Source organism: Alcaligenes sp. SORT26 (genome assembly GCF_017377875.1).
GTDB classification, from domain to species: Bacteria; Pseudomonadota; Gammaproteobacteria; order Burkholderiales; family Burkholderiaceae_B; genus Alcaligenes; species Alcaligenes parafaecalis.
The window spans coordinates 397090-423702 of record NZ_CP070975.1 but is presented as its reverse complement, the minus strand read 5'-3'; the positions used below and the strand labels follow the sequence as shown (position 1 = coordinate 423702).

Sequence of the window (26613 nt, the reverse complement as noted above, 5' to 3'; positions counted from 1 at the left end):
ACGCTGTAAAGCGTCCACGACGAGCATGCGCTCCTATGGCAACGGATATGAAACCAAAGCAGGCTTTCTGCTTGCGCCCGTCACGGCGCCCTTCCTATCTCTCCCGCTTTTTTCTGTTCGGCCTGGTCTTGATCCTGACCCTGCTGGGCACAAAGCTGCGCCATTACGACGCCTTGACCATTTTTTGGCCAGCCGAAGCAGTCGCTCTGGGTCTGTTCATTCGTCGCCCGGATTGGGCCAGTCAGCTACTTAATTGGCTGATTATTGTTCTGGCCTACCTCTGCGCCGAACTGATCGCGAAGAATCCCCTGCCTATTGCGCTATTACTGACCCTGGCCAACGTCAGCGGTATCGCCCTGGCGTACCAACTAATCACCCGTAACCCCTTACTGGATCTGTCCTTGCGACGCCCTCAGGCCATGTTGATCCTGGCGGCCTACTATGGCCTGGCCTGTGTCCTGTCCGCCCTGCTGGGGGGCCTTGCCCTGTACCTGCACACGGATCAGGACTTGTCCCTGGCGATCCTGTCCTGGATACTGACTGGCCTGATTTCCTACACCGCCATCTTGCCCGTCATTCTGACCGCCCCCGCCCGACCCTGGCGCCGCTTTCAGGAATACTGGAACGAACCCCATTTAATGAGTCTGGCCCAACTGGCACCGGCCTTGTCGCTGCTGCTGACCAGCTTGTTGAGCTTGCTGATTGACGGCCCCGGCTCCCTGGCGTTTCCTGTTCTGCCTTTATTGTGGTGCGCCCTGAGCTACTCGCTCTTTTCCACAACCTTATTAACCTTGTTCTATGTGCTCTGGACTCTTTTTGCCGTGAGCCAGCCCGTGTACTTTTTACCCAGTCAGTTACATACCTCGCTGGACCTGCTGTCCTTGCGCATTGGCGTTGCCTCTATTGCTCTGGCGTCCATTAGCAGTGCCAGCCTGATGTCGGCCCGCAACCTGGCCGTTGAAAAACTCCAGCGGCTGGCTCACCACGACGCCTTGACGGGACTGCTGAACAAGCAGGCGTTTTATCAGCAAAGCCAGGCCATCCTGACGCAATGCCGCCTGAAACAAGTCCCGGTCAGCGTGATTGTTCTGGATATCGACCACTTCAAGCCTATTAACGACACCCACGGCCACCATGTGGGTGACTTGGCCTTGACGGCCATCACCCAGCGCATTTCCCTGGCCTTGCGCGATACCGATCTATGCGGCCGGCTGGGTGGTGAAGAATTTGGCATCTTGTTGCCAGACTGCAGTGCCAGCCAGGCCCATGCCGTGGCCGAACGCGTCCGTAAAAGTATTGCGCTGCTTCCCTTCTCTCTGGACAACGACCAGCAACTGACCATGACGGCCAGTCTGGGCGTCGCCACGCTGGAGCCCTCCACCCTGGATCTGCATGCCCTGCTTCGCCAGGCCGACACCGCCTTGTACGAGGCAAAACGTGCTGGTCGTGACCAAAGTTATTCCTACCCTTTCCCCGAGCCCCATACAGGGACTTGACGCTATCCGTAAGCAAACCGATACTGATGTTTCAATACGAAACAAAACATCAGGGAGCGGGAATATGGCGTCAATTTACGGCTCGCCCTTGTGCCAAGCGTGTTTGAACTTGCCACAAGGATTAAGTACCAGCCAAGCGCATGCCGATTTGCGTTTGCTCGGTCAGCACCCTCCCTCCCCAGACGGAGCTCACGAAACCCAGTACCGTTGCCTAAGCTGCGAGACGCATTGGCTGCTGCGCACCAACCGCTGGGGCGTCCCCGAGGGCTTCCGCCTGAAGCCTGTATAGGCAAAGCGGGGCACATGCACTACCATGACGACTTTGTCTGTTAGCGATTCTCGTATGTCTGCCCTGCTGTTTGATACTGAAACCACTGGCTCTGCCAAACCTCAAATTATCGAGGCAGCTTGGCTGCGTTTGAGCGACCCTGCCTTCTTGATGATCAATGAAGAGTTTGAGCAACGCTACCGCCCCGACGAACCCAATACCTTGGGTGCCTTGGCGACTCATCATATCTACGACGAAGAACTGCAAGACTGCCCTTCGCACACTGAATTCAAGCTACCCGCTGATACCGAATACATCATTGGCCACAATGTGGACTATGACTGGGGCGTAGCGGGCTACCCGGCCATCAAACGCATTTGTACATTGGCGCTGGCCCGTCACCTAATGCCAGGGCTGGACAGCTATAGCCAATCCGCCCTGATTTATCACATTGACCGCCCCCATGCCCGCGAGCGCCTGCGCAATGCGCACAGTGCCTTGGCTGATGTGCACAACTGCCTGTCACTGCTGCAGCACTTGCTGGGGCTGACACAGAACATTCACAGTTGGGAGCAGCTGTGGCAGCTCTCCGAGCACGCCCGCATTCCCACCATTTTGCATTTTGGCAAACACAAAGGCATGGCCATTGCGGATGTGCCACAGGATTACAAGAACTGGCTGCTGCGCCAACCGGACCTGGATCCTTATCTGATCAAGGCTTTGAAGGTCTAAACCTCAAGGTTCGTAAAATCCCTAATGGCTGCCAGCGGTCTTATGCCCAATGATGAAGGTCCCAACAAGAACTTCATGAGGTGGCAAATGATCGAGGTTGCATACGTCACGAAAGATATGCGTCGGGACCCTTACGAACGAATCACCCATTTGGGCGGCGCGGGCTGGCAGCGCTCACAACCCGATGTGGTCCAGCACATAGAGCAAGGTCAGGAAGACTATTACATTCTTCTGGACGGTATTCCTGCCAAGTTGATCGTGGCGCTCAGCCGTTTTGGTGCCAAGTACCTGAAAACTGAGCTTGAAGTTGAAGAGCCTCACATTTTGCTCAGCCTACCCAGCCAGGCCTGACCAACAAGATGGTCTGTCCTTTACGCCCTATCAGGGGGATATAAAAAACGCGGCCTGAGCCGCGTTTTTTATGCCTGCATCAAATCCGATTTACGGTTTGAGCAAATGCCACTGACCATTACGCACCGTAATCAGCTCGCGGCCACGCTCATCAAAGCCGCTATGGTCCTCGGGCGACATGGTGTACACCCCTTGAGTCGCCACCAGATCACGAGTCTGCTCCAAAGCATCGCGCAAGGCGGAACGGAACTCGGGTGTACCTGGCTTGGCCTTGGCGGCGGCTTCAGGAATCGCCTTTTCCAGCAACAGGCCTGCGTCATACACGTTGGCGCCGAAGGTTGCTGGTGCCGAACCATAGCGCTCGGTGTAACGCTGAATGTAGTCCTGGGCAATCGGCTTGGATGGATTGCTATCTTCAATTTCCGGCAGAACCAGCATCAGGCTGGCAGCCAAAATCGTGCCTTCCACCTGCTCGCCCCCCAGACTCAGGAAGGCCGGTAAGGCAGCACCGTGCGTTTGATAAATTTGCCCTTTGTAACCTTGCTTAACCAGAGTCACCTGGGGAAGCACAGCCGCAGCACCCGTCCCCGCCACCAACACCACATCCGGTTTAGCCGCAAAAATCTTCAAGGCTTGACCGGTTACCGAGGTGTCCGAACGCACATAGCGTTCTGTGGCCACAATCTTGATATTGTTCTGGTCAGCCAAGTTTTTGAACACACTTAACCAGCTCTCGCCGTAGGCATCATTAAAGCCCAGGAAGCCCGCGGTTTTTACCCCATTGGCCACCATGTGCTTGACCAGCGCCTGAGCAATGATGTCGTCGTTCTGCGTGGTTTTAAAGACCCACTTCTTTTGCTCCGTCATGGGCAGAACCACCGAAGCCGCACCCACTGGGGCCAGCACAGGCGTACCCGCGTCAGCAGCAAACTGAATCAAGCCCATTGCATTGGGCGAGCCGGTAGGCCCGATCAAGGCGTCGATCTTGTCTTCGGAAATCATTTTCTTGAACAAGGTCACGGTCTGGTTCGGATCGCTGGCGTCATCCAGGGAGATGTACTCCACCGTCAGATCCCCAACCTTGGTCGGCAAAAGCGGCACCGTATTGCGCTGCGGCAAACCCACTACCGCGGTGGGCCCGGTGGCCGAGGCAATAACGCCAATCTTTACCTGTGATTGGGCCGGTGTGGCCAGGGCGGCCAGAACAACGGACAAAGCGAAAGCAGTTCGAGTCAATTTCATAATATGCAGAGCTATTTAAGCCCTTCCCCCCTTGATATCAGCGCAGCCGCGCCTATATGGATTGATCTGGACATAAGATACCAAATTCCCCGTGCCCTACACGCCTTGCTGGGCGATTTTCTCCGGCAGGTCTGCTTACAATTGTACGCGGGCACGCCTAATAAAGTAGTTTATAACGAAGCTACTGTTTACCTTTGATAGAGCGAATCCATGTCACTTCAGCAAATGCTGCAACAAATTCTGCAAAGCGGCCAAAGCGCACTGAAACAAGGTCAGGGCCAATTGAACTCCTCCGGCCTGGGTAAAAAGATTAGTGAACAGGCTGGCGGCTTTGGCGGCGGTGCCGTCGTAGGCGGCGTTCTGGGCGTCCTGCTGGGCAACAAGAAATTCCGCAAGATGGGGGGCTCCATGGCCGCCTATGGTGGAGCGGCTGCCCTGGGTGCCCTGGCCATCAAGGTCTACCAAAACTGGCAGGAACAAAATGCGGGCCAGCAATCGGCTCCTACGCCGGTGCAAGCCGTCCCCCCCGCCCCCCTTCCTTTAGCCGCCACCAGCCAGGCCGATACCCATGCCATGGTCATTCTGGCCGCGCTGGTCTCCGCCGCCAAAGCAGACGGCCACATCGGTGATGCCGAGCGCGAATTGATCGAGGCGGAGGTCAATAAAATGTCGGCCCCCGAACAGGCTCGCCACTGGTTGTCTCAAGAGCTGCTCAAGCCCGTCGACCCTCAGGCCGTGGCCCAATTGGCTCAAACCCCGGAGATGGCGGCTGAGATCTATTTGACCAGCGTGATCGCCATCGATGAGCAAAGCTATATGGAACGAGCCTACCTGGATGAGCTGGCACGTTTACTATCCTTGCCAGACTCCTTGCGCAAAAGTCTGGATAATCAAGTTCAGGCTTTAACGACGAACTAAATTCGGTACCGGGCCGATCGACCCGATTGTCCCCTCTGGATTATCTTGTTTTACCCAGGGCTGTCCCCCCGACGCAGCCCTACGACTCATCAAGGAAACCACCCATGAAAAACACCCTCAAGTTGACGATTGGTTCACTGGCCTTAATGGGTCTAGCCGCTTGCGCGGCTCCAAATAACAGCAACACCGCTACTTCCGAGCGCCAAATGGACAAAGAAACCTCTTTGCAGGCTTATCACTGGCGTTTGTTTGCCACGACCGGTAAAGACGGCCAGCCAGCCCCCGCCATTCCTGGCGCAGGTGGCGAACAAGTTACCTTGAATTTTTCCGACAAGATGATGTCCGTGGACAATCTGTGTAATGTCCTGGGCAGTGGCTACACCATCAGCGGTTCAAAAATAACCTTCACCTCGCCAGTCAGCACCATGAAAATGTGTTCCGACCCCGAGCTGATGCGTAACGAGCAAGAAGTAGGCAAACTGCTGCCTACGGCAAGCAATTGGAGCATGGCCAAGGCCGACTCGGCCCCGGACAACCCAGCCCCTGTCCTGACCCTGAGCTTCAAAGACGGCAGCAAATGGCGCCTGAAGGGCGAGCCTACCGCCACGACCCGCTATGGTAGCGAGCCTACCCGCGTCTTCCTGGAAGTAGCTGCTCAGCGCGAGGCCTGCTCGCACCCCATGATGCCTAATTACCAATGCTTGAAAGTGCGCGAGATCCAGTACAACGATTCTGGTATCAAAACCCACACAGGCGAATGGATGTACTACTACGGCGACATTGAAGGCTACACCCACACCCCGGGCGTTCGTAACGTGCTGCGTATCGACCGCTACGAACTGAAGAATGTTCCTGCCGATGCGTCTTCCAAGGCCGACGTGCTGGACATGGTGGTCGAGTCTGAACAAGTCGGCAAGTAAGCCAGACCATAACGCCGTCGGAGCCTTATCTGCACTGACGGCTTGATCAAATACCCCCAAGACTGGAGTGACATCCGGCCTTGGGGGTGGTTTCTTTCAGGGCCGCTTTTTATCCAAATTCAGGTAGAAAACCGCCTCGGATTGGCCCAGCAAGCTAAGAAACAGCAGGCCCAGAGCCACAAATAGTTACTCACTGCTATGCTTTGAACCTAGTCAGCGGGCCTGCCCATCCGTAGTATGGAAATACCGGATAACATTTTTCACCTCCCTATTTATCCGGCTTCAGGCCTTGCGACATGCGAGGCTTTTTTTTGTGCCTGCTTTTGTGTCTGCACATACTCTCAGAACAAAAAAATAGCCCGGTGGATCGCATTTGCGTCACACCGAGCTTTGTTCTTCCTGCCGTAAACCACAGAGCCTGAGCTAAAGGGACGGCAGCGGAATTTACCCTTACTTCAGCGGCCCATAAAAAATAAAAAATGCTCCTGCACCAATCAACGTGAAGCCAAGCAGGTGATTGAGCGTAAAGCTCTCTTTCAGATACAGCACCGAGAACACCACAAACACCAGCAAGGTAATTACTTCCTGCATGGTCTTTAACTGAGCCGCGCTGTAGACGGTGTGCCCCAGACGGTTGGCAGGCACCGCCAGGCAATACTCCACCAGGGCGATACCCCAACTGATCAGCACCACCTTGAGCAAAGGACTATTGGGATACTTCAAATGTCCATACCAGGCAATGGTCATGAACACATTGGAGACGACCAACATCAGGATTGGGAGAATCTTAGCCATTCTGGACGCAGAGATAAAAAGCGGCCCATGCCGCAACCCGGCCAGTGTAGCGTCACATTCAATCAGCGGATATGGGGATAATCAGGCAGCCGAAAGACAAAGCATCAAGCAAGCCGCATCAGTCCACAATCTTCAGGAAATCCACCTCGATCTCGGGTGCTCGCTTGGAGCTGGTGTCCACCTCGCCAATCAACTCCACCTTGTTTTTTTCATCCAAAGTCTGGCCCGCGAAATGCTTGGCCTTGATCTCAGCGACGATCTCCCCGGTACCATCAGAAAACAAAAACTTGTCATGGGCGGTTTGACGCAGCAGATGACCTTGAACCCGAACATCCTGATCATCCACAGGATTTTTCAAAATCTCCGCCACCGTCGTCTGGCCGATCTCCGAAGGACCCGTGTATTGAGCATAGGCAGGAAACGACAAGACAGCCGAAGAAATAGCCAGCACCAAGGCCGAGCGCAATTTGACGTAACTGGACATAATGACTCCCATTGTTCATGGCTGGAAATTCAACCATAACAGCAGATATCATCAGTGTCCTTATCAGAACAGCGGTTTTGGGCTTGCCTTGTTACCAAGCGCGACACGGCGGGCAGAATTCACTTGCCATCTGCGCCGACAGTGAGCAGATCCGACTATCACGGCTAAACACCGCTCATCCCAGCCTGACTGAGAACAGTGAGGCGGTGATAGACTCACCTCACCACAACCCAACAGCCTCGCGGCTCCTGAACCTTCATCACACCAGCACCACAACATGCCCGTTCTTGAGAATCTAGGCCCCCGCATCTGCATTCTTGGCCCGTCCAATAGCGGGAAATCCACCCTGGCTGACGCGATCGAACACAAGCTGACCATCCCCGCCGTACACCTGGATCAGCTCTACCATCAACCACATACCAACTGGGTTCCCCGCCCCGAGGCAGACTTTGTCGCGCTGCATCAAGCGGCTATTGCCCAGGAACAATGGGTGATGGAAGGCAACTACACCCGCCACCTGCCCGCACGCCTGGAGCGCGCTACGGGTTTTATCCTGCTGGACGTGTCCACAGCGACCAGCCTGCTACGCTACTTTCGACGCACGCTGTTTGAACGCGATCGCCGTGGAGCCCTGGAGGGCGGGAAAGATAGCGTGAAATGGCAAATGATCCGCCATATCGCCGTCGTCACACCACCCAATCGGCAGAAGTACCTGAGGATTTTTGAAGCAAGCACCTTGCCTAAAGTCAGACTCGGCAGCCCCCGCGAACTGCAGCAGTTTTATCAAGCTGAGGGCCTGGAGCGCTAAGCAGACACTGTGCCCGCTCCGTAAAGCAGCGCTACGTACAGCGCCCTACTTCCGAAGCTCGAGCACATACCCCTGCAAACTACCTAAAGCGCCCCGATATCCATCAGCCGCTGCTGCCAACTCTGTATATCGCTCTGCGCACAGGCCGACCACGTTGCGCAGTTCGGCGGCAATTCGGGCGTTTTCATCCAACGCATATCCGGCTCGGGCAGCCTGAGAGGCGACACGATCATTGGCGGCGGCGAGCTTGCCGCGCAAGCCGTCAAGATCGGTGCGAGCAGCCACAGCAGCACGCTGCGCCACATCCAACTGCGCTTGATAATTGACTCGAACATCCTCCACCTCCTTTTGTAATCGTTGCTCCATCAGGCGCGCACGAACCTCGGCCTGTAACTGCGCCGCCCTGGTCTCGGCCTGGGCCAGCTCATATCCCTTGCGATACTGCTCCTGACCATATAGCGCCCCCCATAAAAAAAGGGCCGCTAAAACAGCAGCCCCGGCTAATGCAGACTTGATAGACATAACTGCCTCTCGACCTGCCGACGGCGCTCCAGGCCGCGCAACTTGCGGCCACCGGCATACACCCAGCGATCCAGCTCCCGGCATGCACCGTCAATATCCCGACCCCGTAGCTTGCGCAACAAGGTCGAGTTGGCATAAGCCCCGGCACCCACGTTGTAGACAAAGCTGCTCAAAGCGACCCGTACCTCATCCGGCAAGGGATAAGTCACGGAACGATCCACCACCGCCAACGCCCTGCGCACCTCCTGTTCAGTCAGCGCATCACACCGCTCCGGGGTCACCACATCACCCAACTTGACCCCTTGCGTATAGCCCTCGCAGATCGTCGGAATCCCCACCGGGTCCACATAGGCCACCAAAGAGCGCCCTTCCCAGGCAGCCACCAGCGCAATCGCTGCCGCGACCACCCCAGAACCCAGCTTAGTTTTTAGATCCATGCTTCCACTCCTTGAGCTGGCGCCAGGCCCGCTGCACGCCCCCCACAATCCGGGCCGCTGCCCGAATGAACTCGGGCAGCTTGGTCACAATCAAAATCACCACATAAGCCGCCCACAGCGTCAGCACAAAATCCTGCATCGTCCAACCATAAATAAGCAGGGCCGAGCCGGTGCTTATGGGTAGGTGAGCGGCGTCGTTATTTAGCACAGGCCCTTCTCCTTAATCAAACTTGCCCTGTCTGCTGCATCCCTTTGCTGGATGCAGCAGACGTAAAAAAACCCGCTTGGGCGGGCCGAGGCATCAACAATCACAAAACAACGATCTGGACTACACAGTCCACTCAAACTTATCCACTTCAGCTTTACTGCTTGCTTGCTGAACCTGCTCGGCCAGAAGCGCATTACGCTGCATCAGGCTCACAATGCGTGCCTTGGCCTCTCGACCCAATTGCTGAATCTGCTCGGCGGTATGCATACGCATGGCCCATTCACCCGCTTGGTTCAAGCACCAGAATGGCGTTACCCAGTCTGCAGCCAGGCCAGGCAGCAGCGAATCAGCCACGCTACTGGCCAGGTTCAACTGATCAGTCTCATTACTGGGATAAGTATGGGACTCACCCAATACACGGGATTCAAAGTTCTCCTTGATTGCTGTCCGGCAAGCCGCCGACAAGACTGCAATCCTGCTGTTCTTATAGGTCTGCAGTTGAGCTGCTGCAGTCACGACCTTGCTACTATCAATGTTGATCTGCATCGGTTTCATCCTTCATTTCAGGCGCGGGGTTTATCTCAGAATCAGTTTCGGCTGGCAGTTCCGGCGCAGGTGCAGGAGGTGGAAACTGTGCAGGTAAAGTGACCGGCCCATCCTCACTAATCAAGATAGGCTCCGGAAAACATGCTGCCGGATCTGTTTGATCTGCAGTGATGTGAAAAAGCAGCTGGTCAATTTCGATACTGTCAGCACGGCGGGTAATCGTGGCCTGCTTCAACAAAGGGTGCTCGATTGCACCGGCTGGCAGGACATCGCCAAGGGACATAAAGGACAAATCAAGCTCTTCCTCATTAATTCTCAGAATTGCGCCCGAACGCTCAAGACTTATCTTTTGGGCCGTACCCACAGGAACCTGGGGGCATAGTTTGATGATGAAATTCATTATTTCCATACTCCAATTGCTACATAATCGACTGCGACACTCGTACCTGTATCCACGATGCCGGGGGTGTCGCGAATAAAAAAACTACCCGACCCAGAACCCATCCCCATTTGAGGAGCGGCATAGTAACCAGAACCATCAGACATGGGCTGGAGCACCGTGGAAGGAGGCACAATAAATGCCATGGGGTAAGAGATCACCGGACTGGTGGGCTTCCAGCCATTACCGCTGAAAGTTATCTGACCACGACAAATTTGAGTGCCATTGGCAAGCCGTATCCAATTGCCATTTGAGTTTGTCCCCGACTGGACAACGGAGCCATCTGCCACATCGCCAACAATATTCTTGTCGTGAACCAGCTTGCAGGCCGGGCGGTACTCCCTCTTGCCCGAGACCCCACCATTCAGATAAAAATTATCGGTGTAAGGATCGGTAGAAAGACGCAGCCCCGCATTCATATTGCTGCCATAGGGCATATCCAGAAAGAAAGAACCACCGCCCCACGTTACTGCTCGCGCTTGGTAGTACCAGCCGAATGGATTGGAGCTATCCCTGCCATTTGATGGCGTAACCGTGAAGCCGCCCAACCCGAACTGGCCAACATTCAAAGCGGTCAACCAGGCTCGATATGCACCAGATCGGCGTCCTCGGTGAATCAAACCACCATCTGAAGATACATAAATCTGGGCGCCCACCGTACCCGTCTGCCGATGCCATACAACCCCAGGCGCAGTGGTCGGCCTGTCTGCAATCGCCGTGCTTACGTAATACATGCCTGCCGGAACATCTACCTCGTCAAGCGATGCAGTGGGCCAATGGTCGTACGAAGTTGCTGCCCCAAAACTCCCCAACCCAAATGCTCGACCATTGGTAAGGATTTTCCATGCTGTCGGATCATTAGGAGAGGCTTGCAGATCCGTCTTTTTTAAAACGGAATCCCACTCCCATTCAGTTTGAGAAAGCAGAAGCAGCGAAGCGACCCGATCTGCCAGTTCCTTGACGTAGCCCTGCATGGGAGCCAGAGCATAGGCCTGCCCACTGGCAGACGTACCTCGATAAACCTGCGTCAGCATCAACGATGTGTCTGACGCAATATTCTTTACTTCATAGAGCTGACCATCAGGTGCCACAAACGCCTCACCCTGACGCGCTCCAGAGAGCCACTTTGTACCGGTTCCGGTCACTGTGGCATTGTTTGCGGTGACCTTGACGGTTCCGGCTGTATACCAAGCCATTGTTATCCTCCTATGTATCGTATTCCTGCCGCTTAGCTACAAACAATCAGCACTAAATAAAAAACCCGCGTCTGCGGGAATTCTCAAAACTAAGCGCTACTGTCGTGGCCTTAAAAGTCAGGCTTTCCACCTTCCAATAGCGACTACAAAAAAATCGGCCCAGTTATCGTTCTCAACTGAACCGGTCACTTTTCTGAAAATCACTCCTGTATTTTGGATCTCCAAAATTGGCGCTGCCGCAAATCCGCCATTGTCCCCTCCACCACTGACAGCAACAACAGGTCTGGATATGAATGCCAAGGGATAGTGCCAAGGCTTGGCATTCCATCCGTTGCCAGGGAAATTTTGATTGCCGTAGCAAATTTGGGTGCCATCTGCAAATCTCAGCCATTGACCACTTGCATTGCTCCCACTCTGCACGACGGACCCACCAGCAACATCCCCAACAATATTTTTATCGTGAACAAGTTTGCAGGCATTGCGGAACGTCTTTTGACCAGATACCGCACCATTCATATAGAAGTTATCGGTGTAGGGATCCGTCGAAATACGCAGGCCAGAGTTAAAGGCGGTTGTGTTATAGGCCAGGTCTAGGAAAAACCCCCCGCCCCCCCACGCCGGTTTAGCTCCAGATCGGTAATACCACCCTGTCTTTTGTGCATCCCATGAGGTTGGGCTGACTTGGGCACCACCAAATCCGTATTCACCTACATACATGGCCTCGCGCCAAGTGTGATAAGCACCAGCACGCCGACCGCGCCAACCCAATCTGTTGCTAGAGCTGACTACCACTTGGCCCCCGGCTGTGCCCGCCTGCCTGTGAAATAAAGCCCCAGCGTTGTATCCGGTCACGTTAGGGTCAAAGGGCAATTTCGACGCATCGCCAACTAGGGGGCCGTAGTAGTAGGATCCCGCCCCCACACCCAGCGCATTCAGATCTGCTGCTGGAAATATGTCTAAATTGGCGTCTGCGCCCGAGCGGCCCACGCCATACTGCCCCACTGTCATAAGCTCTTTCCAGGCATTGGGCTTAGCGTTATTGACTGTGCGTATGTAGAACTTGTCTTGAACCGGCGACGCATACAATAGACCGTAATACGTACCGCCCCACCCAAACTTGAAGTAGCTTGATCCGGAGTTAGTGCCATCAGGTTTACCCACATCGCTTGAGCCCGATCGGTAAATCCCATTAATAGGGTTTTTCAGAATATCTTGGTCTGCAACCGCTCCCGAATTACCTCCAAAACCCCAGTCTGCATTGCGCATCACGCGCCCTGGAACAGGGTCAATCGTTGATGTAGCCAGAGTACCCTTGGCGGCGCTCCCCATATCCGACAGTGCAGGCAGCAATTCTGCTGCACGGTCTGCCAACTCCTTGACATAGCCTTGCATAGGGGCCAATGCGTAAGGCTGACTTGTGGCCGTCGCACCACGATAAGGTTTAGTCAGCGTCAAGGAAGTATCCGAAGCGATATTCAACACCTCGTACAGTCGACCGTCAGGCGCAACAAAGGCCTCCCCTTGCCGAGCACCTGCCAGCCACTTCGTACCGGTACCGGTCACGGCGCTGCTATTTACGGTGACTTTTACAGTGCCAAGGTCATACCAAGCCATTCCAGACTCCTTGCTGACAGCGATGCATCTCAGACGCTACTTGGTCACATGCTAAAAACGGCACATCAGATTGCTGAGTGTTCATGATTCCTATTCCATAAAAAAAGCCGCTATTCAAGCGGCTGGATATTTGGCAAGATCGCAATCCTGTAACTCCGGAAATGGCACCTGGGCAAAGCGCAAACTTACAAAACGGTCGGGAAGAATATCAATGGCCTCCCCATTGATCACTGGCCCAGTACTGTAATCAGGCTCGTAGGTACGGATAGTCAGTGTTTCATCCTGTTCGCACTCTTCGTAGTCCAAGGTGAAATACACATTGCCGTTTCGATCTTTAGGGGTTTCGATATACCAGCCTGCACGACTCAGTAGTGGTACCTGGCGCAAGACGTAGTGCCCTGTTCCAAGACGTTCAAATTCGGCCGTGGCAATTTCGGGATGCAGGGTCTTCTGAATGCCTGTATTACCAAGCTGGATGACAGGAGATGCTTTCTTAATAAAACCATTGCTGTCGACTGTCGTATTCCGATGCGTCAAGAGCTCCTGCCATGGCTTGGCAACCCGATTCTGGACGTTTCGTATCCAGAGTTTGTCACTAATAGGAGAGGCATATAGCAAGCTATAGTAGGCTCCGCTCCAGCCAAATTTAATGTAGCCAGCACCCGTATTATTGTCCGGAGCTTCCGTATTTCCCGAGCCAGAGCGATAAAAACCGTTAACTGTATTGTTAAGAATATTGGGATCAGCCTCGATTGAGCTGCCAACACCGAACCCCCAGTCGCCAATGCGTGCAACTCGCCCTGCAGTCGAGTCCTGGTTGGAGTCTGTCAGAGTGGCTTTGGCTGCCGTTCCTAGCTCAGCCAGGACAGGCAACAACCCTGCCGCTCGATCAGCCAGCTCTTTGACATACCCCTGCATCGGGGCAAGCGCATATTTCTGGGCCGCACCAGTGGCACCCAAATAAGGCTTGACCAGGGTCAGCGAAGTATCAGAAGCGATATTCGCTACCTCATATAGCCGACCATCCGGGGCTACGAATGCCTCACCCTGCCGAGCACCTGACAACCACTGTGTTCCCGTTCCTGTAACAGTCGTACTATTCAGCGCTACTTTGACCGTCCCAACGTCATACCAACCCACTGTCGCCCTCCTTTAAGACATGATGCTGTTCTTTCAAGGTTTGAACGGCAGTCTCCGTTATCTCAGTGGTAGCTGACTGGTGTATGCCATCCACCAAAATATCAATCGGTCGGTGAAGCATTCCCCCCGTCAACCCTGGTGTATTGCAGTTGCCCATATTGTTCTCAAAACTCTGTGCGATAGAGCGATGCATATTCATTGAAGACCCATAAAAAAACTCTCAACAACCATTTCCTTAAAACCTCCAACTCATAGCAAACATCAATTTTTAAATATAAAAATTTCAGCCTCACCAAAATTAATTTTTTTTAAATCTATTTTTTACAGCATTACAACTCTCAATCCAATCATGAACCTCAATTGGCATTTTAAAACCACTGACCTCCATACTCTTTACCAACTTATACAATACATCCAGCTGATCAGAAACACTCATGTAAGCATCTCTACGCAATTGAGAATATGGCTCTACATGCTTAATTTTCAATTTCAAACTCCTTATCCAGAAAAGGCCAAGCAGATATCCTTAACTTATACAAACCTGGCTGATCAAAAACCAGTTCAACCGCACCATCTTCGACTTTGTATACTGATTGATTGATAAACACCTCACAAGGCATTGGCAACTGTCTCAATGTCGTGTCGTGGAGAACAGCCTTCATCTCCTCTCTAGCTTTCACAGCCCCATCAATCACATAATAGCTTTCATCAGAATACTTCCCTTCGACCCATGACTCAGAGCTTAATTCTTTATTAGCCTCTATTATTCCAGGAGGACCTGACAGGCTCCCTGTTATTTCCCCATTTTCATTATAGAAAGTAATAGAACAATGTCCTTCTATCGCATCAAAACCAAACATGCTAACAATCCTCCAGGATGACTTATTGTTGAACTACCAGCAGGCAAAGATGTAATAGCCATATTCACCTCTCCTCTTTGAGCATAGATAGGATAACTGGGATTATCTCCCTCACCCGATCCTGATGAATTTGTATAACCTATAAGAGATGCATTTAATCTTGACTCCAACACAGTATTCCAATTAATTTTTACTGGTAATGGCTGTATAGCTAATTGAGATGGGTAGTTCTGACCGGTCTGTCCAGTTCTTACATCCAAATAAAGAACCAGAACCTGTGCAGGAACAGCGGCGTAAATACTGATATCCCTTGCACCTCCACTTACAAACACAGCAGTAGTTACCGAATTTCCAGAAATCTTTAATGTATCTACTGCTGCAGAGCCAATTTTTGCATTGGTGATTTGTGCATTACCAATTTTTGCATTAGTAATAGATCCATCAGCAATCTGCGCACTACCTACTGATGCATTTGCAATCTTTGCCGTTGTGATAGCCCCATTGGCTATTTTGGCATCCGTAATACTCGCAGCCCCAATCAAAGCCGAATTTAAAATACTGGCTCCGCCCTGAACCGAGAAAACAGTAGCTGGATTCCCATTGATCGCATGCATCACGGCAAAACGATCAGCCAAAACAGCAAAGGTCGACTGCATGACGCCAGACTCGTTGGTCAAATCCAGACCAACACCGGAGACATACTTCACCCCGCTCTGATTCGCCTGCAACTTCACACCCCAACTGGAAGCGATCTTGCCATCCAGTTCTGTCAAAGAACGAGCAACCTGTTCAACCGCCGCCGAACTGCTACCAATACCCGTTTCCAAAGTCGTAATAGACTCGGCCAGGGCACGATTCTCGTCGGCCTGTACATTCTTGAACTCGGCCAAAGACGCCCGGATTTGGGTTTGCTCTTTCTGGGTGTCAAACTGATTCAGCACGCGTTCCAGATCAGCATCCTCACCCGCCTGTTGGCGTTTGATTTCTGCATTCAGCACCAGTTGACTGGTCGCCAAGGCCTCTTGCTGCCCCTCTACGCTAGTCACCCGAGAGTTGGTTTCGTTCAAGGCCCCCGCTGTCGCTGCCAAACCCGTCTTGGGATCATTGACGGTATTTTGCAAAGCCGTCAGGTCACGCCCTTGAGAAGAAATGGAGCTCCCTTGTTGTGTGACAGTACTAGTCAGACCTTGAATCGCCGAGGAGTTGGAGGATGTCTCCTCTAACAACTCAGTCAGGTTAGGTTGCCATTGCATGGCGGGCACAACATCACCAAGATACAAAGCCGCCCAATGGATCGTTGCCTGACCAGCATGATTGCCCGGGGACGGTGCGTAGTAGAACCGCAGTTCACGCGGCAATGTATTGGCAGCAGCCTTAGTGAACCTGACGACCTGTACAGACTGTTCAACATTGCGGTCCAGATCAGCAACCCGATTTGAACTACCCCCCGCCCACACACCAATACGCGACTCCGTATCACCTTCTGCGGGCTTGTGTGTATAACAAACCACCAAGGTGTAGCCCTGGGCAGGAACAAAGTCCTCAGTCAGGTTGTAACGTCCAAATAGATATACAGGTGTGGCCCGAACTTGCTCAACGTTCGACGCCAGCAGCAAGTTGCCGGCTGGGGCTGTCAACGACTCAAACCCGGTCTCCAGCTTTGTAATGCTCTGCGCCTGAGCACTGACACCCTGCTCTGTCGCCGTTACACGATTGCTCAATGCTTGTACCGCACTGGCATCCGCTTTCTGATTAGCGGTAGCCTGCGCCGCATCTGCTGCAGCTTTTGCAGCCACCGCGGCGGCGGCCGCGTCCGTTGCCGCTTTATCCGTTACGGCCACCCAGGCACTGCCATTCCAGCGCTTGGGAGTATTGGCATTATTTTTAGTGTCGATCCACAGATTTTGTGCCAAGCGCTTGGCCGCCGCAGGAGCTGCTGTTGCAAAGATCACCTCCCCTTTCGCCCCAGCAGCAGTGGCCGCAGCCGCTGCCGCATCCTGTGCCGCAACGGCTTTAGCATCGGCGCTGTTCACGCTGCTCGTTAACTGCGTGATGCTGTTTGCTTGTGCATCAAGCTTGCCCTCAGCCGCAGTCACACGGGTACCCAAGGAATTCACAGCCGTTGCCAAGCCACGCTGCGCTGCATCCAGGCCATCTACCTTGCTGGACAGCGCCGTGGTGGAGTCAGACAAGGAGCGCAGGCCGCCCTCCAACTGCTCGACCTGAGTGCGCATGGATTGCACGGAGGAACCCAAGGCGCCAAGACCCGTTGCCGGATCATTCACCTGACCTACAACTGTATTGATCTGCTGAGCATTAGCCTGGATCCGGCCTTCCGCATTCTCCACCCGGCTGATCGTCTCCTGCGACTGGACCGCCAAAGCAGCAAGACCATCAGTAATCGAGGCGAAGTCTCCGATCAGCACCCAATACGCCGCATCCGTTATCTTCTTGCCTGCAGGTACGGCCTTCTTAGCGCGGTACATCTTGTCATTGGCAAAGACGACAGCCCCTGCTGCATAGGCTTTTTTCGAATCCCATTTGTCAGCAAGAAGCAGCTCTTGTACTTGGCCATTGACCTCATCAACCCGTTGATTCAGCTCACCAAGCTCAAGAGTCAGATCTCCCACGGAATCACGGATTTTAGGGATGTCGCGGATGTCGCCCATCAACAGCTCACCCAGGCCGCCCTCAACAATGGATGGGGTGATCAGCTCGTTATAGTCTCCTGCTTTAGACACAGGTTCACCCAAGACACCAGGCTGACTTTCCTCAGGAAACCATGGGCCCGGCGTACCATTCTTGTCAATCAAACGAGCCCAAAAGAAGTGCCGCGTAGTAAGTGCCAGGCCGGTTTGTTCAAACGAATCTGTTGGATACGCAAACTCCCCCGCCTTGACTGCTTTTGCAAAGTCCTGCGTCGGGCTGTAACGAATCTCCGTACGCTCAACAATATTGGGATCAGAAGGAAAGCCCCACTGCACACGTATCCCCCACGGCATCGATGCAGTACGTAGCGATTTCACCGGTGAGGGCGCAGCAAGCTTACCGTTCAGCTCCGTCAGTGCGGATGTTCCCCACAGACTGGAAACATCCAGAACGTTAATCGCTCGTACACGAGCAATGTAATTACCCGCGTAAATATTCGGGATCTCAATACTTGTGGAACCTGTGCGCGGGACCACAACCCATTCGGAATGATCCCGGCGCCATTGCACTTCATACGCGACCGCATTCGGTACGGAATCCCAGGAAACAAGCGCATTATGGCGTGCCTGGCCCTGATCAATAACGTGATAAGAGCTGATCAGAACATTAGCCGGAATACCTTGAACAGGTGGCGGAGTAACACTAAGCGGTGGAACCTCGACACGCGTCTCATAGTCGATAGCTGCATGTTTGCCGTCAACATATTGGACAGCATGGATGGTGTACTGCAGATCCCCGTCCTCAGCGACGCTCAAGACTCTGTATTTCTGAGTAGCCAATTCCGTGGAGCTGATAGACCACGCCGCCTCTGTCTCCGGAGTCTGGCTAAACGGTGGGTCTACCTGCAACGTTTGCGTCTCTGATGTTTGCCCCGTTTGAACGATAATCGGCCTCGACTGGGACACACCATCCGGCAGCACCACGGTCAAGCGATCACCAACAGATACTCGAACTGGAGCATCTAACGTCACCACGGCATTCGTCGCTGATCGGATCAGGCCGCCAATGCGACGCCCCGCCAAATGCGAATCTGCAATTTCAATTACCTGCCCTGGCTGTGCCAGTGTGCCAGTCAAACCCACAGCAAAGGTAACCGTTTCGGTTTCCATACGTGAGGTAAACAAAGCACTGCGACCAATACGTTGCGCCTGCCCTTGTGACGTACAACCAAATGCCGTCAATTCAAGCTGACGAACGCCATAACGAGCAATACCGTCCGGATCCTCAAGAACCTCCACCTTGGCTCGACCCATGTCGGTTTCATCATTCCAGGACACCAGGGCGACGGTATGGCGAGTCGCCAAACTGGAGCCCGAATACTGGAAAATGCCATCAATCACATTCGCGTTGGAATAGGTATAAACCGCATCACGTGGCATGTCCGCCACTGCGAGAACCGAGCCTTGAGCGTAATACGCAATCCCGCGAAAAACTGAGGCTAAATCCTGCAGAACCCGCCACGCTTCGGCTTTATCTTGCAGATATACGTTACAAGAGAAGCGCGGCTCACTCCCGCCTTTACCATCCGGCACCTGCTCATCGCAATACTGAGCGATTTGATACAAAGCCCACTTATCCAACCATGAGGCCGGTAAGAGATGGCCCAGGCCATCACACGCATTTGTGGCCAAGTCATAGAAAACCCAGGCAGGGTTATTCGTCCATGACATCTTGAACGTGCCGTCCCAGCTTCCCGCATACGTATGTGTCCAGGCATCATAGTTGCTAGGCACACGCACAACTCGCAAATACAGATCAAACGCACGAGAAGGAATACTCTGGAATTGCTTGGCATTCACACGCAAGCCTACACATGCCGACATAGGACGACGTAGCTTGGCATCCGTTACTTCAGTAATGGAATCTACAAATGTCACATCGCTGACGGTAGAGTTACTGGAGTTTTCCGTAATCCGACGCACACGCACCGTCCAACCTGTCTGCGCCCTGGGCAAGTCAATACGATGTGACCGCGCATACTGCTGAGTTGTTTTTCCATCAAAGGCAGCACGCAGAACCTCAGTAAACGCTGAGTTGTCCGTAGACAGTTCAATTGCGTATTCAACGCGATAACCAGAAATATCTCCTGTCGTAGCCGACTGACGTTTCAAACCACGTACGGACAGGCCCACCCGAACAGCCGAAATATGAATATTTTGGATGGATCGCGTAAACGGTTGATCCGAACGCAGCTCCACATTCACACCAGAGCTGGCCTCAACGGCCGGAAAACCAGGTATATAGCGCTGGTCCTGGGTTCCCGCCCGGAACTCCATCTGGACATCCTGAAAGTTCAGGCTACCGTCTTCATTTTCAATAGGCGTATTGTCCAGATACACCGATCGCAGGGGGTTATCTGCATTCGCAAATCCATGAATGGGGCCAGCACTGATCAGATCAATAATCGAGGCATACGCAATGCTATGCAGATTATCTTCGTCCTCAACGGGTGTACGAGTTGAACCACCCCCGCCCTTGCCTCCTTTATGACCTTTAATACTGTAGCCACCAGAAACAGGAACGGCGCCCTCGGGCGCCGCAATGTTGTAGTCAGGAATTCGCATCACATCTGATCCTCTGAATAGATACCAGCCGAGACCACGGCACTACCAACAATCTTGCGCCCATAACCAAGCGGAACAGGATTTCCTTGAGCCGTTGTGTTGACTGGACCATTAAAGTTATAGGATGGTTTGTTCTCTGGGCGATCTGCTGTTCCTAGACCTTGCTGCATAGGAGAGATCATTTGGAACACTCCTCCCAGGGCCAAGCCTGCGCCAGCAATCATCAAACCCTTGCCCAAAAGTGCCCAGCTTGCGGGCATAAAGAAACCAGCTACAAAAAGCCCCACACCCAAAATAGTTTGAAACAGCCCCCCTCGCTTGGCGCCTTGAATGACAGGAGCAATTCTTATTTCATCCTGCCCCACTGGAGCATGAAGCGCTTCTTCATTGATGTTCATCTTGGAAAGAAAGCAGGCGTACGAAATCCCCCGCTCACAAGAAGTCATCAACTCCTGCTCAAACCCTGGCAACAGCACACACAAAGCCCTTACAGCCTCGGCCAGGGAATTGACGGCCAAACGATGCACACGTCCAAAACGGCTACCAAGCTTGCCATACAGCCGTATGGTTCGCAGCTCTTGATCCATTGATGCTGTCATCATCACAACAACTCCTTATGTCGAATAATCTTGCGGGTAATCTGCGCCCAATAACCGCCGTAAGGTACGCGCTCTGACAAGTAGCCATAGGCATGGTGCAGCATGGCGTCGGGTACCGGATGCAAATAAGAAGCTTCTGCCAAGGACTCAGCCCCGAGATAAATCCCCGCATGATTGACCCGCTCACTGCGCAACTGCATCAAGATCACATCACCTGTTTTAGGGCCATCCTCGACCTCAACAAAACCCGCTTTTGCAAAGTTATCCAGATACAACTCGTCCCCACCTTCCCACCAGCCATCCTCACGCTCAAAGTCTGGCAGAGCGATTGCCCTTTCCCGGCGATAAAAGTCCTGTACCAAGGTGTAGCAATCGAGCACACCGTGATAGAACTGACGGCCGATCAAGGGAGCCTGATAACCCTCGGGACAAAAAGACTCTATGCCCTCAATCTGGGGGGCATCATCGCCAGGCATCACGGACACAATCAGCCACTCCAGAGGTTTGATATGCTCGGCCATTGCCTCACATGCCACCCGATCAGCCTGACTGGGTACTGCGGGCATGTTCGGATGTGAATGCACAAAGGCAATCAACTCGCCCTGCTCCTGAGCCTGTACCCAGTCTTGCGGACGGGTGGCAAAGTAGTCTTCAGGCTCAGCGGCCACATTCACTCCCGGCACATACATTTCCTTGCGCCCCTTGGCCACAACAAAGCCCACTGCTTCGCGTGGATACTCGGCCAAGGCGTGCGCATTAATCGCTTCTATGGTTTTTTTATTCATACGACACCCATAAAAAAAACCGCCCATGGCGGTCGTCCAACGCTTTACTCAAATTAAAAAAACCGAACACAACAACCTGGCTCGTCTATCTGTTGAAGGTTGGCCCCCTGTTGCCCACCTTCCAGCAGCCAACTATTGCTGACCAGAAGCCAAGTACAAGGGCCCAAGCTCATCCTTATCGCACCCGGTCAGCGGCGGGTTCACCACCGAAAGAGATCTCTGCTTCTTCTGGCCGACAATTCTGGACACTGGCCCAGCGCAACTGGCAACTGCGTACAAAACCGGGGCAACGATCCAGGGCCGGATCCTGTACAGCTTGATCATTCTTGTCGAACATGGCCGAACCGGTATAGCCACAATAAGGGCCACGGTAGCCACCCACACGCGTCCAGGAGCAGTAAGTCATAATCTGGCGCCCTGGCAATTGCTGCCCCTGAAAGTCCAGGGGACTGGATAGTTCAAACTCCACAAGCTGCGCATTGCTGGCAACACGCTGCTCAATCAACCAGACCTCCAGCGGAAACGCCTGGGTCGGGTCCGCCGTTGGGTTACCTTCAGGGAAGTTGGCTGCATCCAGATATTTGGCCAAGGTACGGTGACGGATAAACCGTGCACCTACCAAATCACCATACAAGCGACACATGGCAGAAATCACACCCGGGATTTTCTTGCCATTCTCATCAACACCAATATTGCCTACTTGAATACTGGGCGTTGGCTGGCGCCCCTCCCCCGTACGCTGAAAACCGCTGGCTTGAATGGCCCAGGGCTCGTAGCGCTCTCCCTGCCACCAAACCGGAGTCTCTTGCGGATAGCCATGAAAACGTAAGGTCCCAGCACCGATTTCCTCCGCATCCAGCTCAAATACTTCAACAATGGCACCTGGTTCCAGTTTTTGAATATCTGCCGTTATGCTCATGGTCGAAATCCTTGTTCAAAACTGAGTGACAGTTGCCAAACAGGGCCACCTCTATGATTTTTGGTGTAACCGCGACACTGCACCAACATAGCCTCACTCCAGCCTGGTGGAGTCCAGAGAAAAGCACGCCCCTCACCATGGCGGTCCAGGAACTCCTGAATAGGCCCCATCTTTTCTTCGGTACCGACAAACATCAAAGACCAACCAGACCGTCGCGGGTTCAGACCAGCACCTGCGCTTTGCTCATACCCGTCACCAAAACGAGCGGAGAGCACACGGTATTGAACCTCTTCAGAAATTGCCTTTTGCTCAGGCAGCCAAGTAAATGTTTCCATCATCGTGAATATCCATTGCGTTGATTCCATAACAAGCCGCCTTGTCGCATTTCACGCGACAAGGTCTGCTGCACTTGAGCAGCAATCAGCGTCCCCAACTGTCGGCCCTGCGCATCGTCGCCATCCACCTGCGTCTGGCCATCACCTTGCGACATATTGACTGCCACATTGATCTGGAATCCTTGGCCCCCGGCCTGTCCTGAGTCACTACCGGCACCCTGCAGGTAATCCGTCAGATCCGAGTTCTGACGCGCGCTCAACACGCGCTCACCTTTATCCAGCAACCAGGTTCCCTCATACGGCACACGATCGATACCTTTATGAGCAACACCCATAAGATTCGTCAAAGCAAAAGTATTTGCTATTCCTAAAGATGCCGGGACAGCATTAGCACCTTGAGTAGCCAAAGAAACCAAACTCGCTGGCGCACTCCAAGCCCCCGCAATAGTGGCGGCTTGAGCGGTACTGGTCGCGGTAGTTGTTGCACCTATGCTTTCACCCAACATCGCATTGACCGCCATTCGTACACCGATCTTGATCAACATCTTCAAGACCTCGTCGCTGATCCCAATAAACAGGCCACGTAGATCCAGCTCACCTGTTTTCACAAAATTGAACAGGGTTTGTTCGATATTCTCAAAAGCCGTCTCAAATACCTGCTGTGTCAGCGCGGACACATCAATTGCTGTCTCCGAAAACTTGCGCAGCTCATCGGTAAAGAAAGAGGTGCCCGCAGCATCCGAAGAACCACCGCCTCCAAGTGAAGCCCCCGGCTGTGGTCCAAAGAATGAACCACTCCCACCGTAGGTCGGACCGGGTCCACCCATCCCCCCCAAACCAGGCACATGCCCATCCAAAGAGAAAGGGTCTGCCCCGAACCCGGGCAGGCGCGAACCAAACATATTGGAATACGTACCAAACCCGGGAGTCGGGGTTCCTGGCATGGCTGGATAGCTGCCATAGCCCGGCAAGCGGGTGCCAAACATGGGGGCATTCATGTCTTCATTCGGATTCGCAAACCGGGTCAGGCCGGGTACCCGCAAACCATACAAACTCGTACCTGGATCCGGCATGGGAGCAAGAGGACTTCCACGGGTGCAGCAACAAGGCACACACTCCTGAACCGCCGCAGCAGGTATCTGCTCGGCTTTGTCCTGAACTGCCTTGGTGACCTTGGCGGCAGCATCATCTTCTTTTTTCTTCGGCCCGCTGATCGCCTCCAGCACGGCTCCAATACCGGCCTTGATCAACATGCGCAGCGCCTCATCCGCTACGCCAACCAGCAAGGTATTCCAGTTGAATTTGCCTGTCTTGACGAAGTCGAACAGACTTTTTTCCAGATTGGTAAAAGCATTGGTCACAATGCTTTCCATCGGAGTAGCCATATCAGAGGCTGCCTCGATGTATTTGGCAATCGCTGCTTTACGGCCTGCATTCCATCCCTTGTCCTCATCACTCTTGCTGGAATTGCCAGAGGGAGCCGGAGCCTTCTTGGGCGCTGCGCTAGCTGGAGCGGGGGAAGGAGCCGTAGACGGTGCATTCACAGGTCGACTGGGGGCTGCTGCAGGGGGGGCAACTGTATTCACCACCACAATGGGTGGCTGAGACGCCACAGGGCGTTTGGGCAGGGCTTTATCCAAAGCCTGAATAAACTGATCGATGGCTTGCGCACTGGCTTTGGCCTTTTTCCCAGCCAGGGCAAACTGGTTCCCTGCATCAGCAAGTGCGTTGCCAGCTTTGACAGTGGTCACTGAAAGACGAAGGCCCGCTTTATCAAGCGCCTTCATTGCCTTTTCCAGATCCGCGATCTGCTGTTTCATATTTTTGGGTTCCATGACTATAGAAAATAGGCTTGTCTGCGCTGCATCTCTCGCCTACAAAAAAGCCCCGCCAAACCAGGCGGGGCCGTCAACACTAGCTATGTGAAGCAATCACTCGTTTTTGTTCTCCTCATCACCTGAACAGAACATCGGGCAGTCGCGCAGGCTTGCACAAGCTGCTCGACTGCCCGGATAACAAGCCAAACCTAGGACTTCTGACGTTCCATGCCATCAATTGCCAATACCGCAGCATCCAGCTCGGCACGAGACAAAGGCGTCCCGTAAGCACCGACCACGGCCGAAATATCAGCCGTACTCAATGGCAAGGGAAAGACGCCACTCATCCCCATCACGACAGATCGGCAACGACTGGCCGCGTGATAAGTCATGATGATGTGGTCAGTAATCGGGTCCGAGGGTGGCTCTGACGGCACGGCTGCCCCCAGCTCCGCATAGATCAGCTTGCGCTTTTGGCTTGGCCCGGCCCACTCTTTTTCCCACTGGAACCGGGCGAGGACTTTTCCACCGTTTCCTTGGCCTCCTCTTGAGCCTCTTTAGCCAACTGAGCCGCGTGCAGCAGAACCCAGGTAAAGAGATCGCTATCGCCAGACAGCAACGCCGCCGCATTCTCTGGCGAATAAGGAACCTGACGACCCGTCTCGTCCTGAATCTGGCCCTTCCAATCCCGAATGATGTAACGACCCAGCAATTGACATTGAATGTCATGCTCACGGACGTCACTATCGGACACCAGAATGGAACTCAGGGATTGGCCCGCATCTTCACGGGCAATCAAACGTCGCACTCGCTCCAGAGCAATTTGATAAGCCTCGGTATCCAGTCGGGTCAGTTTGAAGGACACATCATCGGTGTAGTCCTCCCACCGCTCCTGACTCAGAACCGATTCCAGGCGATTAATCTTCAAAGCCATGCCATCGCTCCTTAAGGTGCTGGCGCAGCAACAGGGCTACGAGTCAGCACAGGAGTTTGCTTGGCCACGGTGAAGTTCAGCTCCACTTTAAGAATGTCGCCCTTGGCACCGTTAGGCAGGTCACCATCGACCTCAATGGCAGGCAGATCAATCTCGTACTTGTTACCCAGGGTGTCGGTGATCGGGAAGGAAATGGCGATCGGGGTGCGTTTGAACTGATTCTTCCACAGCTCCCAAGCCTTCTGAGACCAAGCCAGGGTCACCGTACCGGTGATGGCTGCAGCGGTCTCAATCAGGGCGCCGGGGCCCAAACGCTCAGCACCAAAGCAGCGTTGAGTCTGCAGTTGGTTGTCGATGTTCAGGGTCAGGCCCGATACGCAAGCCTGACCGGCCAAGGACACGCCATTGGCCTTCACATCGCCCACGCTGATCGAGGACATGAAAGGGCTTTGGCTAGGCTCGGCCGGATTGGTTGCGAAAGGCGTTTCCTTATCTTCGTAATCCAGGCAAGACATCGTGAAGGTCACGGTGGCTTTACCCTCCTCCGGCACTTCCAGTGCAAAGGTGCTGACATGCGCACCCTTGAACAGTGCGTAGACATCCACGTCGCGATAGGCTTTGGCCACACTGAAGGTGCTGCGGGTCTCGCCCACGCTCAGCTTGTTATCTTTCCATTCACCGTAGAAGGCGGCGGCCAGCAGCTCGTCAAAGGTGCCGTAGGACAGTTCGCCCGTGATGTCGCCACCAATATCAATGCTGGTCACGATCGAACCCTGACCAATGCGCGAATCGGTGATTTCTTCAGACTCCTCTTTGTTCAGAGTCGGAGTCAGTGTGTTGCCGGTGACGCGCAGCGTCTGCCAGCCCGAACCGGGGGTAACACCGGGAACGGTTTCTTTAACCAGGTAGCTAGTAACTTTAGCGCCAGAACTCATGATGCATCTCTCCTGTATGCAGGCAAAAAAAACCGACACG

General features: G+C 53.7%; 28 protein-coding genes. 7 read left to right on the top strand and 21 right to left on the bottom strand.

The window, feature by feature from the left end; all coding sequences use genetic code 11:
• The first annotated feature begins 47 nt into the window (after positions 1-47).
• From JYG33_RS01945 to JYG33_RS01930, 4 genes are all read left to right on the top strand, one after another.
• Positions 48-1496, top strand: coding sequence for a GGDEF domain-containing protein (locus tag JYG33_RS01945; RefSeq protein WP_243430249.1), 1449 nt, complete (start codon positions 48-50; stop codon positions 1494-1496).
• Positions 1497-1560: 64 nt separating this feature from the next.
• Positions 1561-1785 (top strand): hypothetical protein, encoded by a 225-nt coding sequence (locus JYG33_RS01940; RefSeq protein ID WP_207873936.1) that lies wholly within the window; start codon positions 1561-1563, stop codon positions 1783-1785.
• 24 nt (positions 1786-1809) lie between these two features.
• Positions 1810-2496: an exonuclease domain-containing protein gene (locus JYG33_RS01935; protein ID WP_243430248.1), complete on the top strand. Its 687-nt coding sequence runs from the start codon at positions 1810-1812 to the stop codon at positions 2494-2496.
• 87 nt (positions 2497-2583) lie between these two features.
• Complete coding sequence (locus tag JYG33_RS01930; protein WP_222668434.1) at positions 2584-2847, top strand: DUF3892 domain-containing protein; 264 nt, start codon at positions 2584-2586, stop codon at positions 2845-2847.
• A gap of 90 nt (positions 2848-2937) precedes the next feature.
• Here the strand turns inward: JYG33_RS01930 and JYG33_RS01925 are convergent, their stop codons facing one another.
• Positions 2938-4089: an ABC transporter substrate-binding protein gene (locus JYG33_RS01925; RefSeq protein WP_207873934.1), complete on the bottom strand. Its 1152-nt coding sequence runs from the start codon at positions 4087-4089 to the stop codon at positions 2938-2940.
• 210 nt (positions 4090-4299) lie between these two features.
• On the opposite strand from JYG33_RS01925, the gene JYG33_RS01920 reads away from it, so the two are divergent.
• Together JYG33_RS01920 and JYG33_RS01915 are read left to right on the top strand one after the other, a co-directional pair.
• Positions 4300-5007 (top strand): tellurite resistance TerB family protein, encoded by a 708-nt coding sequence (locus JYG33_RS01920; protein ID WP_207873933.1) that lies wholly within the window; start codon positions 4300-4302, stop codon positions 5005-5007.
• A gap of 104 nt (positions 5008-5111) precedes the next feature.
• Entirely contained in the window at positions 5112-5927 is an 816-nt protein-coding gene (locus JYG33_RS01915) for an META and DUF4377 domain-containing protein (RefSeq protein ID WP_207873932.1), read from the top strand.
• A 450-nt stretch (positions 5928-6377) separates the two neighbouring features.
• Here JYG33_RS01915 and JYG33_RS01910 read toward each other — a convergent pair whose 3' ends face one another.
• Positions 6378-6722, bottom strand: coding sequence for a DMT family protein (locus JYG33_RS01910; protein ID WP_021446759.1), 345 nt, complete (start codon positions 6720-6722; stop codon positions 6378-6380).
• A 118-nt stretch (positions 6723-6840) separates the two neighbouring features.
• Positions 6841-7206, bottom strand: coding sequence for a NirD/YgiW/YdeI family stress tolerance protein (locus JYG33_RS01905; RefSeq protein WP_207873931.1), 366 nt, complete (start codon positions 7204-7206; stop codon positions 6841-6843).
• A 277-nt stretch (positions 7207-7483) separates the two neighbouring features.
• Here JYG33_RS01905 and JYG33_RS01900 point away from each other — a divergent pair, with 277 nt between their 5' ends.
• Positions 7484-8014 carry an AAA family ATPase gene (locus JYG33_RS01900; protein WP_207873930.1) on the top strand — a complete coding sequence of 177 codons (531 nt, stop codon included), beginning with the start codon at positions 7484-7486 and terminating at the stop codon, positions 8012-8014.
• Between the two features lie 45 nt (positions 8015-8059).
• Here the strand turns inward: JYG33_RS01900 and JYG33_RS01895 are convergent, their stop codons facing one another.
• From JYG33_RS01895 to JYG33_RS01810, 18 genes are all read right to left on the bottom strand, one after another.
• Positions 8060-8536: a DUF2514 family protein gene (locus JYG33_RS01895; protein WP_207873929.1), complete on the bottom strand. Its 477-nt coding sequence runs from the start codon at positions 8534-8536 to the stop codon at positions 8060-8062.
• Positions 8515-8973 carry a lysozyme gene (locus JYG33_RS01890; RefSeq protein WP_207873928.1) on the bottom strand — a complete coding sequence of 153 codons (459 nt, stop codon included), beginning with the start codon at positions 8971-8973 and terminating at the stop codon, positions 8515-8517. Before JYG33_RS01890 ends, JYG33_RS01895 begins: the two co-directional genes overlap by 22 nt.
• Positions 8957-9181, bottom strand: coding sequence for a twin-arginine translocase TatA/TatE family subunit (locus tag JYG33_RS01885; protein ID WP_207873927.1), 225 nt, complete (start codon positions 9179-9181; stop codon positions 8957-8959). Before JYG33_RS01885 ends, JYG33_RS01890 begins: the two co-directional genes overlap by 17 nt.
• 120 nt (positions 9182-9301) lie before the next feature.
• Positions 9302-9727: a hypothetical protein gene (locus JYG33_RS01880; RefSeq protein WP_207873926.1), complete on the bottom strand. Its 426-nt coding sequence runs from the start codon at positions 9725-9727 to the stop codon at positions 9302-9304.
• Entirely contained in the window at positions 9711-10127 is a 417-nt protein-coding gene (locus JYG33_RS01875) for a hypothetical protein (RefSeq protein WP_207873925.1), read from the bottom strand. Before JYG33_RS01875 ends, JYG33_RS01880 begins: the two co-directional genes overlap by 17 nt.
• Entirely contained in the window at positions 10127-11362 is a 1236-nt protein-coding gene (locus JYG33_RS01870; RefSeq protein WP_207873924.1) for a phage tail protein, read from the bottom strand. Before JYG33_RS01870 ends, JYG33_RS01875 begins: the two co-directional genes overlap by 1 nt.
• A 117-nt stretch (positions 11363-11479) precedes the next feature.
• Positions 11480-12976, bottom strand: coding sequence for a hypothetical protein (locus JYG33_RS01865; RefSeq protein WP_207873923.1), 1497 nt, complete (start codon positions 12974-12976; stop codon positions 11480-11482).
• 114 nt (positions 12977-13090) lie between these two features.
• Positions 13091-14116, bottom strand: a complete 1026-nt coding sequence (locus tag JYG33_RS18645) for a hypothetical protein (protein ID WP_243430247.1) — start codon at positions 14114-14116, stop codon at positions 13091-13093.
• A gap of 476 nt (positions 14117-14592) precedes the next feature.
• On the bottom strand, positions 14593-14976 hold the full coding sequence (locus tag JYG33_RS01855) for a hypothetical protein (RefSeq protein ID WP_207873922.1): 384 nt from the start codon (positions 14974-14976) through the stop codon (positions 14593-14595).
• Positions 14955-20249 carry a phage tail protein gene (locus JYG33_RS01850; RefSeq protein WP_207873921.1) on the bottom strand — a complete coding sequence of 1765 codons (5295 nt, stop codon included), beginning with the start codon at positions 20247-20249 and terminating at the stop codon, positions 14955-14957. The genes JYG33_RS01855 and JYG33_RS01850 overlap by 22 nt, the downstream gene beginning before the upstream one ends.
• Complete coding sequence (locus JYG33_RS01845; RefSeq protein WP_207875700.1) at positions 20249-20836, bottom strand: tail assembly protein; 588 nt, start codon at positions 20834-20836, stop codon at positions 20249-20251. The genes JYG33_RS01850 and JYG33_RS01845 overlap by 1 nt, the downstream gene beginning before the upstream one ends.
• A gap of 14 nt (positions 20837-20850) precedes the next feature.
• A complete protein-coding gene (locus JYG33_RS01840) occupies positions 20851-21633 on the bottom strand; it encodes a C40 family peptidase (protein ID WP_207873920.1) in 783 nt (260 codons plus the stop codon).
• 175 nt (positions 21634-21808) lie between these two features.
• Positions 21809-22552, bottom strand: coding sequence for a phage minor tail protein L (locus JYG33_RS01835; protein ID WP_207873919.1), 744 nt, complete (start codon positions 22550-22552; stop codon positions 21809-21811).
• Complete coding sequence (locus JYG33_RS01830; protein ID WP_207873918.1) at positions 22549-22890, bottom strand: phage tail protein; 342 nt, start codon at positions 22888-22890, stop codon at positions 22549-22551. Before JYG33_RS01830 ends, JYG33_RS01835 begins: the two co-directional genes overlap by 4 nt.
• The gene (locus JYG33_RS01825) at positions 22887-24707 is read right to left on the bottom strand and encodes a phage tail tape measure C-terminal domain-containing protein (RefSeq protein ID WP_207873917.1); all 1821 of its coding nucleotides are present in this window, start codon (positions 24705-24707) and stop codon (positions 22887-22889) included. Before JYG33_RS01825 ends, JYG33_RS01830 begins: the two co-directional genes overlap by 4 nt.
• A gap of 206 nt (positions 24708-24913) precedes the next feature.
• Positions 24914-25141, bottom strand: a complete 228-nt coding sequence (locus tag JYG33_RS01820) for a hypothetical protein (RefSeq protein ID WP_207873916.1) — start codon at positions 25139-25141, stop codon at positions 24914-24916.
• Positions 25142-25164: 23 nt separating this feature from the next.
• Positions 25165-25638, bottom strand: coding sequence for a hypothetical protein (locus JYG33_RS01815; protein WP_026484684.1), 474 nt, complete (start codon positions 25636-25638; stop codon positions 25165-25167).
• 11 nt (positions 25639-25649) lie between these two features.
• Positions 25650-26573, bottom strand: a complete 924-nt coding sequence (locus JYG33_RS01810; protein ID WP_207873915.1) for a phage tail tube protein — start codon at positions 26571-26573, stop codon at positions 25650-25652.
• Between the last annotated feature and the right edge of the window lie 40 nt (positions 26574-26613).